Annotated in this window: 15 protein-coding genes and 1 pseudogene; 6 read left to right on the top strand and 10 right to left on the bottom strand. The window is 67.2% G+C overall.

What is annotated here, in order from left to right:
* Positions 1–116 precede the first annotated feature (116 nt).
* The 3 genes from ACTJLF_RS16505 to ACTJLF_RS16515 form a co-directional block, all read right to left on the bottom strand.
* Positions 117–671, bottom strand: a complete 555-nt coding sequence (locus ACTJLF_RS16505) for a Bug family tripartite tricarboxylate transporter substrate binding protein (RefSeq protein ID WP_440883508.1) — start codon at positions 669–671, stop codon at positions 117–119.
* Complete coding sequence (locus ACTJLF_RS16510; protein ID WP_440883509.1) at positions 625–927, bottom strand: hypothetical protein; 303 nt, start codon at positions 925–927, stop codon at positions 625–627. The genes ACTJLF_RS16505 and ACTJLF_RS16510 overlap by 47 nt, the downstream gene beginning before the upstream one ends.
* 245 nt (positions 928–1,172) lie before the next feature.
* On the bottom strand, positions 1,173–3,272 hold the full coding sequence (locus ACTJLF_RS16515) for a sensor histidine kinase (RefSeq protein WP_440883510.1): 2,100 nt from the start codon (positions 3,270–3,272) through the stop codon (positions 1,173–1,175).
* Between the two features lie 85 nt (positions 3,273–3,357).
* On the opposite strand from ACTJLF_RS16515, the gene ACTJLF_RS16520 reads away from it, so the two are divergent.
* The 3 genes from ACTJLF_RS16520 to ACTJLF_RS16530 all read left to right on the top strand — a co-directional run bounded on the left by ACTJLF_RS16520 (position 3,358) and on the right by ACTJLF_RS16530 (position 5,596).
* The gene (locus ACTJLF_RS16520) at positions 3,358–4,077 is read left to right on the top strand and encodes a response regulator (RefSeq protein WP_309937665.1); all 720 of its coding nucleotides are present in this window, start codon (positions 3,358–3,360) and stop codon (positions 4,075–4,077) included.
* Positions 4,078–4,167: 90 nt separating this feature from the next.
* A complete protein-coding gene (locus tag ACTJLF_RS16525) occupies positions 4,168–5,148 on the top strand; it encodes a response regulator transcription factor (RefSeq protein WP_354412842.1) in 981 nt (326 codons plus the stop codon).
* Between the two features lie 61 nt (positions 5,149–5,209).
* Positions 5,210–5,596 carry a VOC family protein gene (locus ACTJLF_RS16530; RefSeq protein ID WP_019658201.1) on the top strand — a complete coding sequence of 129 codons (387 nt, stop codon included), beginning with the start codon at positions 5,210–5,212 and terminating at the stop codon, positions 5,594–5,596.
* 51 nt (positions 5,597–5,647) lie between these two features.
* Here the strand turns inward: ACTJLF_RS16530 and ACTJLF_RS16535 are convergent, their stop codons facing one another.
* Genes ACTJLF_RS16535 through ACTJLF_RS16555 form a run of 5 tightly spaced genes read right to left on the bottom strand, consistent with a single transcriptional unit; the run spans position 5,648 to position 11,745 of the window.
* Complete coding sequence (locus ACTJLF_RS16535; RefSeq protein ID WP_019658200.1) at positions 5,648–6,976, bottom strand: four-carbon acid sugar kinase family protein; 1,329 nt, start codon at positions 6,974–6,976, stop codon at positions 5,648–5,650.
* The gene (locus ACTJLF_RS16540) at positions 6,973–8,241 is read right to left on the bottom strand and encodes a ribulose-bisphosphate carboxylase large subunit family protein (protein WP_186475897.1); all 1,269 of its coding nucleotides are present in this window, start codon (positions 8,239–8,241) and stop codon (positions 6,973–6,975) included. Before ACTJLF_RS16540 ends, ACTJLF_RS16535 begins: the two co-directional genes overlap by 4 nt.
* A 5-nt stretch (positions 8,242–8,246) precedes the next feature.
* Positions 8,247–8,786, bottom strand: a complete 540-nt coding sequence (locus ACTJLF_RS16545) for a VOC family protein (protein WP_019658198.1) — start codon at positions 8,784–8,786, stop codon at positions 8,247–8,249.
* 43 nt (positions 8,787–8,829) lie between these two features.
* Positions 8,830–10,719 carry a TRAP transporter large permease gene (locus ACTJLF_RS16550; protein ID WP_440883511.1) on the bottom strand — a complete coding sequence of 630 codons (1,890 nt, stop codon included), beginning with the start codon at positions 10,717–10,719 and terminating at the stop codon, positions 8,830–8,832.
* A 6-nt stretch (positions 10,720–10,725) separates the two neighbouring features.
* Complete coding sequence (locus tag ACTJLF_RS16555; RefSeq protein WP_145761193.1) at positions 10,726–11,745, bottom strand: TRAP transporter substrate-binding protein; 1,020 nt, start codon at positions 11,743–11,745, stop codon at positions 10,726–10,728.
* 134 nt (positions 11,746–11,879) lie between these two features.
* Here ACTJLF_RS16555 and ACTJLF_RS16560 point away from each other — a divergent pair, with 134 nt between their 5' ends.
* Complete coding sequence (locus tag ACTJLF_RS16560) at positions 11,880–12,956, top strand: LacI family DNA-binding transcriptional regulator (protein ID WP_145761192.1); 1,077 nt, start codon at positions 11,880–11,882, stop codon at positions 12,954–12,956.
* Here ACTJLF_RS16560 and rhuM read toward each other — a convergent pair.
* A pseudogene (gene rhuM, locus ACTJLF_RS16565) lies at positions 12,953–13,159 on the bottom strand (RhuM family protein); the annotation flags it as partial. The gene ACTJLF_RS16560 and the pseudogene rhuM sit on opposite strands and share 4 nt — an antisense overlap.
* 164 nt (positions 13,160–13,323) lie before the next feature.
* Between rhuM and ACTJLF_RS16570 the strand changes: the two are divergent.
* Positions 13,324–13,584 carry an IS66 family transposase gene (locus ACTJLF_RS16570; RefSeq protein ID WP_440883512.1) on the top strand — a complete coding sequence of 87 codons (261 nt, stop codon included), beginning with the start codon at positions 13,324–13,326 and terminating at the stop codon, positions 13,582–13,584.
* Positions 13,585–14,111: 527 nt separating this feature from the next.
* On the opposite strand, the gene ACTJLF_RS16575 is transcribed toward ACTJLF_RS16570, so the two are convergent.
* Positions 14,112–14,513: a helix-turn-helix domain-containing protein gene (locus ACTJLF_RS16575; RefSeq protein WP_440883513.1), complete on the bottom strand. Its 402-nt coding sequence runs from the start codon at positions 14,511–14,513 to the stop codon at positions 14,112–14,114.
* A 55-nt stretch (positions 14,514–14,568) separates the two neighbouring features.
* Between ACTJLF_RS16575 and ACTJLF_RS16580 the strand changes: the two genes are divergently transcribed.
* Complete coding sequence (locus ACTJLF_RS16580; protein WP_440883514.1) at positions 14,569–15,336, top strand: alpha/beta fold hydrolase; 768 nt, start codon at positions 14,569–14,571, stop codon at positions 15,334–15,336.
* The last annotated feature ends 99 nt before the right edge of the window (positions 15,337–15,435 follow it).

Genomic DNA, 15,435 nt, shown 5'->3' on the forward strand with positions numbered 1-15,435 from the left:
GCCGTCTGTCGGACAGGATCCGGTCAAAGGCCCATCGGCGCAGGTCCTGAAGCGGCCTCGGTCCATCGGCTCTCGGCTTAAGCGGCTTGAAACGATGGCGCGCCAGCGCCGAACGGTCATCGGCGGGCATCACCACCGCACACGAGACCCGGTTGCGCGTCGGCACCGGCACTCTCTGGCGAAGACCTTGCATGGGCGACTCCCGGATCGCAACATGCCCTGTCCGAGGCACAGTTGGCCTTGATCTGGAAGCGCTGGAGGATGTGCCGGTACTGCTCCGACGCGTTCTTCATGCGTTGTGCGAAAGGCCCCGCAGGCATGGCGATCGGATCCGTGCCCAGAGCCTTCAGGCGCTCGCGCACAGCGGGCTGGGCCAGCGCCGCGGCCGCGGACTTCTGGAGGCGCTCCACCGCCTCAGCCGGCGCCTTGGCTGGCGTCAGCATGCCCTGCCAGGCGACGAAGACGACGTCTTGCATGAGTTCCAGTCCCACGGCTTCGCCGATCGTGGGCACCTCCGCCAGCAACGGAGAGCGCCGCGGCTGCGTCACGGCCAGCGCACGAATCTTTCCGGCCGTGATATGTGGAAGCAGCCGCGGCGTGACGACCAGCGCGAAAGCGATTTCATCACCCAGCAACGCGACGGTCGCGGGGCCAGCGTTCTTGCAGGGCACATGCGCGATGTCCCGGCGCGGATTGCGCGCGCAGGAGCTTCACTGCCACGCGCAGGGGCGAGCCATGGTCCCGCGTGCCCACGGTGATGCCGCCCGGGCGCCTCCTGGCGGCGGCGAGGGCCTCGCGCAAAGTGGCCGCACCGAGCGACGGCAGGCAGGCGATCACACCGGGCGATTGCGACACCAGTCCGATCGGCTTGAAGTCGATCAGCGGCTGGTAGCTCACCTCGGGTGAGAACTTGTTCGACTGGCTCATGGCTCCATGCTCTCAGCGTTTTGAGCCTCCTCAAAAACCGTGGCGATACAGTCCACTCTCCAGCCGACGACGCGGGCCGGTAGCGGGACCGTGACCTCATGGGGTTTCCGTTTCCGCTTCAGCGGGATCGCAATGCAGCCTGGAAGTGACACGGAAGGAGGGCACGCTCAAGGTCTCCAAGGGCGCTCTGTAAGGCATGCTGGCCACGCATGCAGACGTCATCAACCCCGACCTGCTCGCGTTCTTCAAGCGCTGAGCGGCAGCCGCAGCCTGAACACGGAGCCGGCCTCGGACGTTGCAACGAGCTCGACGTCGCCGCCGTGGAGCCGGGCGATGTCGCGCGACAGGTGCAAGCCGAGTCCGGTGCCCGGAACTCTGGACGCGCTCTCGGCGCGGAAGTACTTCTCGAAGATGCGCGGCGCATCATGCGGCGCAATGCCCTCGCCCTGATCCATCACGTCGATGTATACGCTGCCGGCGACCGTCTTCAGCGCGACGATGACCGGCCGATCGGCGGCGGAGTACTTCAGCGCGTTGTGGACCAGGTTGCGTAGCGCGATGTCGAGCAATGCGCGATCCGCACGGACCCAGACCTCGGCCGCAACGTGCAATTCCAGCCTGATGCGTGAAGGGCTCCGGAAGTGGAAGCTGTCGCACAGGCCTTGCGTCAATTCGACGATGTCGAGGGTGCCCAGCCGCATCGAGTGGCTGGCCGACTGCAGGCGGTCCGCGAGCATGACGTTCTCGATCAGCATCGTCAGGCGCTGCACGGCGCGCCGGATCCGCTCGGTGCGCGACCGCACGGCAGGCTGTGCGCCCAACCGCGAAATCTCGAGCGACTGGGCTGCGGCGTCGATGGCGGTCAGCGGCGTGCGGAACTCGTGCGAGACCATGGCCACGAACTCCCGCTGCTGCGCGATCGCCTCGCGCTCGACCTGCAGCGCCTGCGTCAGCTGGTTCTCCAGGCGCGCCCGCACCGCGATCTCCTCGTGCAGCATGGCATTGGCGCTGGCCAGTTCGGCCGTGCGCCGCACGACGGTCGATTCGAGCTGACGCTCGGCCTCCAGCCGCACCGACAGCACCTTGTCGCGCTCGACGCGCACGTCGATCTCCGCGCGTCGGGTGCGGTTGGCCACGGCGGCGTTCAACAGCACGAGATGCATCATGCTTCCGACCACGTACAACCGTTCGGGTTGCGCGCCCGGCAGCCAGTCGCCAAGCCACAGCTTCAGCAGGCCATAGATGCCGAGGATGGTGCCGACGGCGAACGCCGAAGCGGGCAACAGGTACTGCCACTGGCGGCGCACGATCAGCAGGTAGGCCACGAACACGCCGCCGAAGCTGGTGGACAACACGCTGCCTGCGCTCACCCAGGGTGCGGCGGCCGGGTGGTGGCTCGTCAGCGCGACGAAGCACGCCAGCAGGTTGAACGCAGCCACGACATCGAAGAAGATGGCCGCGGGTTTCCAGTGCTGCCGGAATCCGAAGATGCGCGCCATGAAGGTGGTCGCGACCACGTTGAAGAGGCAATTGACGACGAGAAGCGTCTGCGCCACCCGTTCCGGATGCGCATCGAGCAGCCACTGCGCCACGAAGCCCTGGCGGTTGAGCGTGAGCGCTGCAACCCCGACCACGTACAGTGCATAGTGGCCATAGAGCGAGTCCCTGAGCCACGCCATGAAGATCAGGTTCATGCACACGGACAGGATCGCCGCCCCCACCAGAAGGCCCACCACGGCGTAGTCCGTCGTGCGATGCTGCGCGAAACCAGTGGCCTGCCAGAGGTCGAGTTCGGCGCGCAGGGCAGGGCCGTCACTGCGCAGTTTCAGAAAGTAGTCCACCGGCTCGGTCGACAACTGCAGCGGGTAGACGAAGTTGTGGTCCGGAATCTCGCGCTGCGCGAACGGTTGGCGGTCGCCGATGTCGACCTGCGTGAAGCCCCCATGACCATCCGGCAAATACAGGACCGCTTCGCTGATCCGCGGTGGGCGCAGCCGCAGCAGCCAGCGCGAAGGCGCTTCGGGCGTGCGCGAAAGCGACAGCCGCAGCCACACGGTGTCGCGGGTGAAGCCTTCTTCGACCGCGCCGTTCAGGGGCGCGAACCCGCCGTGCCGCGCGCCTCCAGCTGCCACGTCGGCGATGGTCCATTGACCCGACGGGTCACGCTGTATTCCCACCCCGCTCGACAGTGCGCGAGGGCCCTGCGCGCCGTCCGACGCCGACACGACGAGCGCCTGGGCTTGCAGCGCGAGAGATCCCAGCGCGAGGCACAGCCACAGCCTCAGCAATTGCGTGAAAGTCAAAATTCGATGGGTACGACGGTTGCTCGAAAACGGGATGCCCATGGTCGCGCTGGGTGCCGGGTGCTGGGTGCAGAGAAGGAGCCGGGTGCGGGAGGCATGCGATCGGCGACTTTATACTTTGGCGCGCATGCCACCCCAGAGCGATACGCCCCAGCTTCGCGTCCATGTGATCGAGGACGATGACGACATCCGCGAAGAAGCGGTCTTCGCCCTGGGCGAACTGGGGTTCGCGGCCGCCGGCTTTGCCGATGCCCCCGCGTTCTACAGAAGCTTTGCCGTGGCGCCCTGCGACATCGCCGTGGTCGACATCGGCCTGCCCGGCGAGAGCGGGTTGTCCATCGTGGCGCACCTGCGCACCGTGCCGAGCGTGGGCGTGGTGCTCGTGACGGCCCGCAGCGCACTCGAAGACCGCCTGCTGGGTTTGCGCGAGGGCGCGGACGCCTACCTCGTGAAGCCGGTCAACATGCTGGAGTTGGCCGAGACGCTCAGGGCCGTGGGACGTCGACTGCAGCGCCCGCCGATCGACAACGCGGCAGTGCCTGAACGGCCGCAGCAGACCTCCTCCACGTGGACGCTGCTTGATGGCGGCTGGGTGCTCGGCGATCCGCAAGGCCGGCGCATGACGCTCACCAGCACGGAGCGCCTGTTCCTCGGTTGTCTGATCGAGCGCCGCAGCCTCACCGTGAGCCGCGACGAGCTGATCGTGGCGCTCGGAGGCGACGTGTTCGACTTCGACCAGCATCGCATCGACGCGATGGCCAGCCGGCTGCGCCGCAAGGCCGAAAAGCTCGGCATGCGCCTGCCGGTACGTTCTGTGCGCGGCACCGGCTACGTCTTCGCGACCTGACGCCGACCGCGTATCAGCTGCTGCCGCTCGCCTTCGCGTGCCGTCGCCCCCCGACGGTGAGGATCGGTGAGGAAGCGTCAGAAAACTGCAATGCTTCGAACGGGCACCCTGGGCACCATGCGGGTCAGCCAAGACCGACCCGACTGCCCCGCCTTGATGTTCCCGAGTTCACAGCATCGCCTCGCCGACGGATGGAGGCTCGCGCCTCACTTTCCTTCCAGGCGAAAGCCGCGCGCCTCGTCGCCCTCGCTGGCGGACCATCTGGAATGGCCCGGCGGCCCCGCCCAGATTCTGGTCGCGGTCGAAGACGCGCAGCAGGAGCCGATCCGGTCGGCACTGCGTTCGGCCGGGCACCGCGTGAGCATCTGCGAAGCCGACGCCCAGGCCTATCGCTGGGCGACGGCGCTCAAACCCGAGCTGATGCTTCTCGAGGTGGCACTCGGTACGCCGAACGGCCTGTCGACGGCGCGATTGCTGAAGGCCGATCCCTTGACCGCGCACATCCCGATGATCTTCGTCACGGTCGGCGCGACGCTTTCCGAGCAGCTCATGAGCCTGCGTGAAGGCGCCGTGGACTGCCTGCAGGCGCCGTTGGAGCACGAGGATGTGTTGATGCGGGTGGCAGTGCACCTGGCGCTCGCGCGCAGGGAGCGCGCAGTGCAGCACAACGTGGTCGAGTCCGCAGCCCGGGTCGAAGCGAACGACGAGACGCAGAGCACGGTAGCCGGCGCGGACGACGTGCTGGCGCAGGCCGTGCTCAAGATCGTCGAGGCCGATCTCTCGAACATACCGAATCTTCCAGCCCTGGCGGCGCAGGTGGGCACCCACGAGAAGCGGCTTTCGCGTGCGTTCCGCGCCTATACGGGAAAGGCGGTCTTCGAATTCGTGCGTGATGCGAGGCTTGCGCATGCGCGCCGGCTGCTGCTCGAGTCCGCATTGACGGTCTCGGAAGTGGCAATGGCCGTCGGCTATTCGAACGCCGCCAACTTCGCCACCTCGTTTCGCGCCCGCTTCGGGGCCACCCCCACTTCGCTGCGCGGCAAAGGCCGTGCGGACACAGACCCAAGCTGATGGCATGCGTGCCACGTGACGTGGCAACATCCGGCTGACACAACACAAGCGAGTGCTTCTCATGTTCGATCATGTCGGGATACGCGCCAGCAACGTCGAAGCCAGCGAACGCTTCTTCCTGCAGGCTCTGGCGCCGTTGGGCGTAGGCATCGCGATGAAGGGCCCCCACGGCGCGAGCCTGGGCAAGCACGGCAAACCTTCGCTGTGGATCTATCAGGCTGAAGGCGAAGGCGCGTCACCTACACCACTGCATTTGGCGTTTGCCGCGGACAGCCGCAGCCAGGTCGATGCGTTTCATCGTGCGGCGATCGAGGCAGGCGGCCAGGACAATGGGGCCCCGGGGCTGCGCGCGCACTACCATCCGCACTACTACGCGGCCTTCGTCATCGCCCCCGATGGCCACAACGTCGAGGCGGTGTGCCATCTGCCCCACGAGCAGAAGTCCTGAATGCATTGGCGCACCGCAATCTCCCTCGGACGCCCGTGAAGTCTCACTCTTCTAGGCGAAGCCGTGCACCAGACGCTCGAACACATCCTGCGCGCCCATCTGGCCGCCCTTGAGCATGATCTCCAGGCCGTCCAGCGCGGCGTCGTCGCTGTGCACGCGGCACAGCGAGGTGCCGGCGCCCATGTCGGCGACATAGGACAGTCCCCACGCGTCGAGCGCCTGCACGCCGTGGCTGGAGGTGTCGCCGCCGGCCACGCCGATGCGTCTGAGCGGCACGGCCGCCAGCACTTTGGCCAGCATGTCGCCGCCCGCGCGCGCCAGTGCCTGCGCGTCCAGGCTACCGTTCGATGGCGTTGCGCCGGGCGCGCGCGTGCAGGCCAGTACGTGGCGACCGCGCGCCAGGCTGCCGATGACCAGGTCGGCCTGCTCGGCCACGGCGGCTTCGCTGCGTTGCGCCAGTTTGTGCGCGTCAAGCCACACGATGTCGAACGATGTCGCGGCTGCCACCTGCCGCGCGGTGACGGGCGAGAGGCTGCCTGCAAGCACCAGCACCGGGCCTTGGGCGGGTGGCACGCCGGTACGCGCCATCGGTGGACTGCCGCTGTCCCGGCGTGGCGCGCCCATCGCCGTCGCCAGCGCATCCACCACGCTGCTCGGCCCCGCAGCCAGCAGCGTGGCGGCTTGCGCCCTAGCCCACAGCACTTGCCCGATGGCGCGCAACTGCACCGCATCGGCCACGTCGAACAGCACCGCGTCCGCCGGTGGCGAGTGCAGCGCCTGGCGCAAGGCGGCATCCAGCGCATCGCTGCCGCGCGACGCCGCGGTGAACGGCATGGAACGCACGTCCGCGAGCCCCTGTTTTGCCAGATGCAGCCGCAGATCCGGCTCGTCCATCGGCGTGACCGGATGGCGGCTCATCGTCGGATGCCGGTCGATGCGGTGCACCTGCGCGCCGCTTCCCGCGGCTGCGAACAGGTTGGCGAACAGGCAATAGCGCCCCAGATTCGGCTGCCCGCCGATGATGGCGCTCCATGGCTGCTCCACCGCCGCGCGCAACGCGCGCACGGCCGCGCCGATCGAGCCGATGTGCGGCGCGCTGTCGAAGGTGGAGCAGGTCTTGTAGTGCAGCACGCGCGCGTTCAGCGAGCGGAACAGGGCGGCCACCGGGCGAAGCTCCGTGCGCATTTCCTCGGGCGTCATGGCGCGCGCCGCGCCCGCGATGCCCAGGACGTCGAGCGGCCCCGTGCGGTCGAGGCGCGCCGCGTCGGGCACCTGGAGGAACAGCAGCGCGCGCAGCCCCGCGCGCGCCGCGGTGCCGAGCGTGTCGGTCGCGCCGGTGAAATCGTCGCCGTAGTAGACGATCGACGGACGCGGCCTCATGGCTTGCCGAAGAAGGCGAGGGCGCGGGCGAGCTCGGGCAGCTCCTTGGCGGCGTCCGCCAGCGGCACGCCTGCGCGCGCGGCCGACCATGCCTGGCGGATGCTCGTCACACCGGCCGCCGCGCCGTCGGGGTGCGCGAGGATGCCGCCGCCGGCCATGAAGAGAATGTCGTCACTGCCGATGGCCTTCCACGTCGCCGGTACGGTACCGGCCCATTGGCCCGAGGAAAAGGCCGGCATCACGCGATCGTCCGCCGCATGGGTCAGCGGGGTGAAGCAGTCCTGCGCCGAGGCGATGACTTCGCTGTCAGGCTGCGAGAACTTGCCCTGCAGCCCATGCACGTGCATGTGGTCCACCCCCGCCAGGCGCCACAGCGTCTGGTACGCCTGGAACGACATGCCCAGCAGCGGATGCCGCGACAGTGCGCCGTAGCCGTTGCGATGCCCATGCAGCGCGAGCCCCGTGTGACGCCGCAGCGTCTGGATGCCCGAGTGCCCGCACCAGTTCAGGCTGGCCATCACGCACGAGCCGCCTTCGCGTTCGACGAGGTCGGCATGCCGTTTCATCGCGTCGGTTTCGTCGGTGATGTTGAACGCCACCATCACATGCTTGCCGGTGCGCGCCTGATGCGCGCGCACGACGGCCATCACGGCCGGCACGCGCTCGGCCAGCGGCGCATGCGCGGGATCGGCGCACACCTCGTCATCCTTGATGAAATCGACGCCTGCGGCGCACAGACGGGCGACGAGCTCAGCCGTCTGCGCCGCGGAAAGGCCGACGTTCGGCTTGATGATGGTGCCGACCAGCGCGCCGCTGGCCACGCCGGTCGCACGCCGCGTGCCGGCGATGCCGGCGCGCGGCATCTCGAACCGTGCGCGGTAGCCCGTGGGTATCTGCAGCGATTCGAGCCGCAGCCCCGTCACCTCGCCCAGGTCATACAGGTTGCCCGCCACCGTCGCGGCCAGAGTGGGCAGGTTGGCGCCGATGTTGGCCACCGGAAATGAAAGGTCGACGTGCGCTCGCCGCCACGGCCCCCGCGCGCCGTGGCGCTCGAGCAGGGCGTTCGGCAGGCTCGGGGCCTCGGCCGGCGCCAGCTCGGTGATCGCCTCGACCGTGGCGCGTGCGCGCTCGCGCAGCGCGTCGGTCTCGCCTTCGACACGCGTGAAGGTGCCGCACGATTGTTCGCCCGCCATCACCTGCGCCACGGCCGCGACGTCGTGCGGCGTCTCGACCAGGTACCGCGCACGCACGCGCTCGGGTGCCATCACGCTCACAGCTTGCTCAGGTCGGGAAAGGGCCGCACCGGCTCGCTGCCGTCCCAGCCCTGCGACGCGCTGCGGATCAGCTCGAACATCTTGCCCTTCGGGCCCGCGACTTCCGACAGCTCGATGACGGTGCCCGGGTGGTACTCGGTGTCGAAGTAGATGAAGCGTCCGCGCTCGCCCACTTCCCCGCTCATCACGGGTTTGAACCCCTGCGCCGTCAGGCGCGCGAGGTCGGCGTCGTAGTCGGCGGTCCAGTAGGCCACGTGCTGCAGCCCCGTGCGGCCGGCCCGCAGGAAGTCGCGGTACATCGATGGCACGTCGTTTCGCGTCTGGATGAGCTCCACCTGGACGTCACCCGAGTTGGCGAGTGCCACCGAGTTGTGCGGCTCGTGCACCTCGCCGTTGTAGCGGTAGTTCCTGATGGGCACGCGGGGGTTGTAGAACCAGGGGCCGACGCCCAGCTTCGTGCTCCAGTAGTCCATGGCGGCTTCGATGTCGTGCACGACATAGCCCAGTTGGCGGATCTCGCCGAGGAATCGACTCATTGCGTTTGGCTCCGTGGATGTGAGTGTGTTGTTGTGGTGTGCATCAGAATTTCAGGAAGCCGGTCGAGAACCACGGGAAAATGGCCACGATCACCAGGCCGACCAGCATCGCGCCGATGTAGCCCCAGATGTAGCGGATGCCGTCGTCGGGGTTGACCTTGCTGACGGCGCACGCGCCGTAGTAGCCCACGCCGAAGGGCGGCGCGAACAGGCCGATGCCCATGGAGAAGATGACGACCATGGCGTAGTGCACCTCGTGCACGCCAGCCGCCTTGGCGATGGGAAACAGCAGCGGACCGAACAGCACGATGGCCGGAATGCCCTCGAGCACGCTGCCCAGCACGATGAAAGCAATGATCGACACGGCCAGGAAGCCGTAGGCCCCGCCGGGCAGCGTGCCCATGACCCGCGCCAGGTCCTGCGAGAAACCCGACTGCGTGAGCCCCCAGGCCATGGCCGTGGCGCAGCCGACGATGAAGATGATCGCGCCCGAGAGCGAGGCCGTGTCGACGAGCATCGGCTTGAGCCGCTTCCAGTCGAACTGGCGGTACACCACCAGCCCCACGATGGCCGCGTAGACGATGCCGATGGTCGACACTTCGGTGGCCGTGGCCACGCCCTCGACCACGGCGGCGCGGATTACGAAGGGCAGCAGCACGGCCGGCAGCGCCACCAGCAGCAGCTTGCCGATCTCGCGCTTGCTGTGGCGCTGCACGCCGCTGAGGTCTTCGCGGCGGTAGCGCCACCACACCACCGCGCACAGGGCAGCACCCAGCACCACGGCCGGCAGCAGGCCGCCCGTGAACAGCGCCGCGATCGAGATGCCGGTGACCGAGCCGATGGTGATCAGCACGATCGACGGCGGAATGGTCTCGGTCTGCGCGCCGGTGGCCGACAGCAGCGCCACCAGGTCGCCGGGCTTGGCGCCGCGCTTGGTCATCTCGGGGAAGAGCACCGGCGCGATGGCCGCCATGTCGGCGATCTTGGAGCCCGAGATGCCCGACACCAGGTACATCGCGCCGATCAGCACGTACGAGAGACCGCCGCGCACATGGCCCAGCAGGCTGGCGAGGAACTGGATCATGGCGCGCGCCATGCCGGTCATCTCGATGAGCGCGCCGAGGAAGATGAACAGCGGCACCGCCAGCAGGATCAGGTGCGACATGCCCTCGTCGAGGCGGCCCACCATCACCAGCAGCGGCGTGCGCGTGGTGAGCGCCAGGTAGCCGAAGGTCGCCAGCGCGAACGAGAACGCGATGGGCACGCCGGAGAGCACGGTGGCCGCCACGATGACCACGAAGAAGATCACCAGGTTGAACTTGCCGAGGGTGGCGAACACTGGCGCGGCAAGCCAGAAGGCGCCCACCAGCGCGGCCGTGCCGACAAGCGCGAGCGCGATCTGCCTGCCGGTGCACACGCGCAACAGGCGCAGCAGTGCCATCGCCAGCATGATGCCGAGGCCCGCGGGGATGGCCGCGGCGCGCCATGCGTTGCTGACCTCCAGCGCCGGCGTGACGATGAACGACTCTTCGTGGGCGTAGTCGATCGACGGCCAGATGATCAGCACCAAGAAAGCGACCGAGGCCGCGATCGCGAACGCATCGAGGATGGCGCGCGTCGGCGGGCGCACCTTCTGCACCAGCGCCGTCATGCGCATGTGCTCGCCGCGGCGCAGCGCCACCACGGCGCCGAGCATCGAAAGCCAGAGGAAAAGGATGGACGCGAGCTCGTCGGACCACACCAGCGGCGCGTGGAACAGGTAGCGCGACACCACGCCGGCGAACAGCACGCAGATCTCGGCGAGCACCAGCAGCGCGGCCACGGCCTCGACTGCCGCGCCGAGCACGCGGTCGATGCGCGACGCCATGCCGCTAAGCGGGTTGGCCGAAGCGCCGGCAAAGGCGGCCGCCTCGAAAGTGGATTCATGCGCCATGGGTGATCAGGCCAGCTTGCCGACCGCGCCCTCAAGCAGCGCCCAGGCCTCGGGACCGAAGCGGCCTTTCCATTCGCCGTAGAAGCCCGACTCGCGCAGCTTCGCGCGAAAGCTCTCGGCGGCGGGACGGTTGATGCTCAGGCCCTTGGCCTGCAGGTCGCCCACCATCGATTCGTTGAGCTTGCGGATGTCGTCGCGCTGCTGCATGCCGGCATCGTTGATGGCGCGGGCGACGATGGTCTTCAGGTCTTCGGGCAGTGCTTCCCAGGCGCGGCCATTGGCGATGAACCAGTAGCCGTCCCAGATGTGGCTGGTGAGCGAGCAGAATTTCTGCACCTCGAACAGCTTGGCGACCTGAATGATGGGCAGCGGGTTCTCCTGCGCATCGACGATCTTCGTCTGCAGCGCCGAGTAGACCTCGCTGAATTGCAGGCTGGCCGGCGCGGCGCCCAGGCCCTTGAACATCGAGATCGACAGCGGGCTCACGGGCACGCGGATCTTCAGCCCGTCCATGTCCTTGGCGGAGGCTACCGCCGCCTTGCTGCTGGTGGTCTGGCGAAAGCCGTTGTCCCACATCTTCTCGAAGGCGTACAGGCGCGACTTGGCAATGGCGCCCCGCACGTGTGCGCCGAGCTTGCCATCCATCGCGGCCCACACCTGGGCGTAGTCGTTGAAGGCAAAGCCCACGGCATTGATGGCCGCCACCGGCACCAGCGTGGCAATGACCAGCGCCGAGGGCGTGAAGAACTCGATGCCGCCCGAGCGCACCTGCGCCAGCATGTCGGTGTCGCCGCCGAGCTGGTTGTTGGGGAAGATCTTGATCTCGACCCGGCCCTTCGTCTCCTTGGCGATGCGCTCGGCCGCCTCCTGGGCGCGGATGTTCAGCGGGTGCGTCAGCGGCAGGTTGTTGCCGTACTTGTACGAGAACTCGGCAGCGCGCGCGATGCGCGGCAGCGCCGTGACGATGCCGGCGGCGGGAAGGGCGGAAAGCGTGCGCAGGGCGCGCCTGCGGGTCAGCGAGGTCATGATTTTGTCTCCGTGATCGTCGAGTTCTTGCGGACTGCGGCTGATGCGATTTGATGCATCTTTGAATTCAGCCCACAGGGAAGATAAAAGCATGCATGATCCCGGTCAAACTTGGTTTTGATGGTTTTTGATGTATGAGGGATAACCCTTCACCCCTTCCGGGCTCGTCTGCTTCACCCGTGGAAACCCGCCGTGCACGCGTGGTCGACATCGCCCGCGCGGCGCAGGTGTCCACCGCCACCGTCGACCGCGTGCTCAACCGGCGCCCGGGCGTGCGCGATGCGACGGTGCAGCGCGTGCTCAAGGCTGCGGGCGAGCTCGACTATCTGCCCGGGCCGGCGCTGTATGCGGCGCTGACGCCGCCGCCGCTGCGGCTGGTGTTCCTGCTGCCGGCGGGCACCAACCGGTTCATCCGCATGCTGGGCGACATGGTGGGCTACGCGCAGGAGCACTGGGCGCCGTTCAACGTGCAGTGCCGCACCGTGTTCATCGAGAGCTTCAATCCGCATGAGCTGGCGGACGCGCTGCACCGGCACGGCCAGCGCTGCGACGGCATCGCGATGATGGCCCTCGAGCATCCGGCCGTGCGCGAGGCGGTGGCCGCGCTCGCCGCACGCGGGCTGCCGGTGGTGACGCTGATCTCGGACCTGTCGAACTCGGAACGCGCCGCGTTCGTGGGACTCGACAACCGGGCCGCAGGGCGCACGGCGGGCTACCTCATCGGCCGCTTCATCGGCACGCGCGCGGCGAAGGTCGCGCTCATCGCGGGCAGCCTGAGCTACAAGGCGCACGAGGAACGCGAGGCGGGCTTCCTGCATGTCATCGACGAGATGTTCCCGCGGCTCGAAGTGGTGGGCCTGCGCGAAGGGCAGGACGACGCGGACAAGAACTACCGCCAGACGCGCGCGCTGCTGGAGCAGCACCCGAACATGGGCGGCATCTACAACATCGGCGGAGCGTCCGACGGTGTGGCGCGCGCCCTGAAGGAAGCGGGGCGCGAGCAGAAGGTGATCTTCATCGGCCACGGCCTGACGCCCGATACGCGCGCCTTGCTGATCGACGGCAGCATGGACGCAGTGATCACGCAGAGCCCGCACACCACGCTGATGAGCTGCGTGCGCATCTTCACCAACCTGCGCGACAAGCGCGAGGCGCTGAGCGGCGTGGAGACGACGCGCAGCCAGGTGATTTTTCGGGAGAACCTTCCTTAGCAGGTGCGCCTGGTGGAGCGCCCCCTTTGCTGCGTTCTCGTGAGCACGCGGAAGACTGGCGCTGCAGCCGCGGTCTGGCCAGATACGGCGTAGTGCAGCTTGTTCTGAATGATCTGGAAGAAAGTCTTGACATCCGGCAAGGTGGGAACGTGGTCGCCTGCCAATACGAAGATCTCACGCACGCGGAGGTACGTGCGGCGCTGGCCGGCGCGTTGAGCCCATACCTCGCCTACTCCTGCGGGCCGCGGGCTTCGAGGTCATCTGTGGATCAGCACCGGCTAGCTCAGCGTCGCCATGCCTCGGCGGCTCGGATGCGCAGACTATGGCGGCTACAAGGCGCTGTGGGAGCAATGGATCGTAGGGGTGTATGGCCCACGCGCGCCGGTACTTCGTCGAACTCGAAAAGGTGGGCAAGAGCGTCATCGCCGCGACGGCTGTCGAGTTTATCGGGCAGTCGTACGGCATCGAGCGAGAGGTCAAGGGCATGACGCCCGAACCGCGTCTGCAGATGCGGCAGGAACGTGCCCGGCCGATCACGCTGGCCCTGCATACCTGGCTCATCGCACAGCGAAGCAGGGTCGTGGACGGCGGCGCCACTGGCACTGCGCTCGCCCCGGTCCTTGGGTAAACCTGGGCGCCTGGCGGGTATTCCGGGGCATCGTGACCGCCCGTTCCGGTCTTTCGTGACCGGGCATTCCGCGCGAACGTGACCGATGATCCCGGTCTCAACGTGCCACTTCTACAATCGGAACGCGCAACTCAACACGCATGACGACCCGTCACGATAGAGCGGAATCGTCGGTCACGTTCGTCGGAATACGCAATAGGCGAGAAGAACCTGTGTAAGCGAGCGGCTGCCGCAGCGACCACGTGTCTAATGGAAGCGTGGCGCCTCGCCAGATTCGTTCGATTTGTTCGATCTGCATCTGCCTAAAGCGACGGGTACAGTGGAGCCACAGCTTGCGACCGAAGGTCACTCAGGGCCGACCGCCTTGTGCAGCTTTGCCAGCTGCTGGCAGCGCCCGAGTATTTCGCGAGACAAGTTGGAGCACTGCGCAAGGGTGGTCGCTGCTGCCCAATAGATGGCGGGCGGTCTCCTGTGGTACGACGACACTGTGGCCGGATGCGGCCATGAGCTGATGTCGCATCCTCACCTCATCTCTTCGCGGCATGCGTGACTGCAGGTGAAGGCGGTGGTCCCTTCGCGCCCGTTTCGAGCCAAGCGATTTTGCGTTCGAGGAAGGCGAGCATCGCTTGCATTTCCACAGCCTTGCCACGCAATTTGTCGCGCTGAGCGGTCAAGGTCTTGAGCATCCGCGCGTGGCCACTTCCTGAACGCCGCTCGCCGATGAGCTGCTTGATTTCATCGAGTGACAGGCCCAGAGCCTGGCCCGCCTGTATCGCCGAGAGCAGGCGCAGGTCGCGTTCGGTGAACTCCAGGTAAGGCCGCGACCCGCCGGCGGGCCCCGTGCGCGGCGACAGCAGGCCTTCCCGAAGGTAATGTCTGACTGTCGTCTGCTTCACCCCCGCGCGGCGCGCGAATTCAGCGATCCACATCTGTCATGTACCCCGTCTTGACTATGCATCCAACTGCATAGTTATAACCTCGGTCATGAACCACGCGACACCCCTTCTTCTGCTTCCCGGTCTGATGAACGATGCCCGCATCTGGAATCCGCTTACGACTGCCATCGCGGGAGCGCGCATGTTGCATGTCGCTCCCACCCATCTGCATGACAGCGTCGTCGAGTCGGCCCGCGATGCGATAGCAGCGATGCCAGCCGGCGTCTTCGCGGTCGCGGGGTTTTCGCTGGGTGGGTACGTCGCCCAGGAGGTGTGCCGCCAGGCGGGCGATCGCGTTGCCGGGTTGGGCCTCCTGGATACAGGCGCCCGAGCCGATACCGAGGAAGTGAAGCAGGCTCGAGAGAGGATGATCCAAGCCGTGGACGGCGCAAAAGGCGCGGGCACCGCTACCTTCGTCCAGGTCGCTCAAGGGTTTGCCGCGCGGATCGTTCACGCATCGAGGCTTCAGGACCGGGACCTGTTGCACCTGCTGTTCGACATGGCTTCCACCGTGGGGAGCAAGGGCTTTGTCCGGCAGCAACGGGCCGCGATGAACCGGGTCGACACTCGTGACCTGCTATCGCGCATGCACGTTCCTGGCGTAGTGGTATGTGGGCGTGAGGACCAGATCACTCCCTTGAGCCTAAGCCAGGAGATGGCGTCATTTCTGCCGGACGCCGAGCTCGTGGCAGTAGCCGAGACGGGACACATGTCGATCCTAGAGCAGCCTGCAACGGTCGTTGCGGCTTTGATGCGTTGGCTTATGCGTGTCGACGATGCAACCGCGCGCCACGGCCAAAGGCAGGTGCCGGGCTGAGGACGGCTGCTTTGGGCTCCTTCGCGAGGGTAAAGCCATCGGCTAGGTTTGGCCAGAACCTGTCATTTGCTACCGGGTCCGACCACGCCCATAGCGCAT

Source organism: Variovorax sp. 22077, from assembly GCF_052044195.1.
GTDB lineage: Bacteria > Pseudomonadota > Gammaproteobacteria > Burkholderiales > Burkholderiaceae_C > Variovorax > Variovorax atrisoli.

Bases quoted from the DNA above. Each gene is read 5' to 3' on its own strand.
- ACTJLF_RS16510 (WP_440883509.1), bottom strand. From the start codon at position 927: ATGAGCCAGTCGAACAAGTTCTCACCCGAGGTGAGCTACCAGCCGCTG.
- ACTJLF_RS16515 (WP_440883510.1), bottom strand. From the start codon at position 3,272: ATGGGCATCCCGTTTTCGAGCAACCGTCGTACCCATCGAATTTTGACT.
- ACTJLF_RS16520 (WP_309937665.1), top strand. From the start codon at position 3,358: ATGCCACCCCAGAGCGATACGCCCCAGCTTCGCGTCCATGTGATCGAG.
- ACTJLF_RS16525 (WP_354412842.1), top strand. From the start codon at position 4,168: ATGCTTCGAACGGGCACCCTGGGCACCATGCGGGTCAGCCAAGACCGA.
- ACTJLF_RS16530 (WP_019658201.1), top strand. From the start codon at position 5,210: ATGTTCGATCATGTCGGGATACGCGCCAGCAACGTCGAAGCCAGCGAA.
- ACTJLF_RS16535 (WP_019658200.1), bottom strand. From the start codon at position 6,976: ATGAGGCCGCGTCCGTCGATCGTCTACTACGGCGACGATTTCACCGGC.
- ACTJLF_RS16540 (WP_186475897.1), bottom strand. From the start codon at position 8,241: ATGGCACCCGAGCGCGTGCGTGCGCGGTACCTGGTCGAGACGCCGCAC.
- ACTJLF_RS16545 (WP_019658198.1), bottom strand. From the start codon at position 8,786: ATGAGTCGATTCCTCGGCGAGATCCGCCAACTGGGCTATGTCGTGCAC.
- ACTJLF_RS16550 (WP_440883511.1), bottom strand. From the start codon at position 10,719: ATGGCGCATGAATCCACTTTCGAGGCGGCCGCCTTTGCCGGCGCTTCG.
- ACTJLF_RS16555 (WP_145761193.1), bottom strand. From the start codon at position 11,745: ATGACCTCGCTGACCCGCAGGCGCGCCCTGCGCACGCTTTCCGCCCTT.
- ACTJLF_RS16560 (WP_145761192.1), top strand. From the start codon at position 11,880: ATGAGGGATAACCCTTCACCCCTTCCGGGCTCGTCTGCTTCACCCGTG.
- ACTJLF_RS16570 (WP_440883512.1), top strand. From the start codon at position 13,324: ATGGCCCACGCGCGCCGGTACTTCGTCGAACTCGAAAAGGTGGGCAAG.
- ACTJLF_RS16575 (WP_440883513.1), bottom strand. From the start codon at position 14,513: ATGTGGATCGCTGAATTCGCGCGCCGCGCGGGGGTGAAGCAGACGACA.
- ACTJLF_RS16580 (WP_440883514.1), top strand. From the start codon at position 14,569: ATGAACCACGCGACACCCCTTCTTCTGCTTCCCGGTCTGATGAACGAT.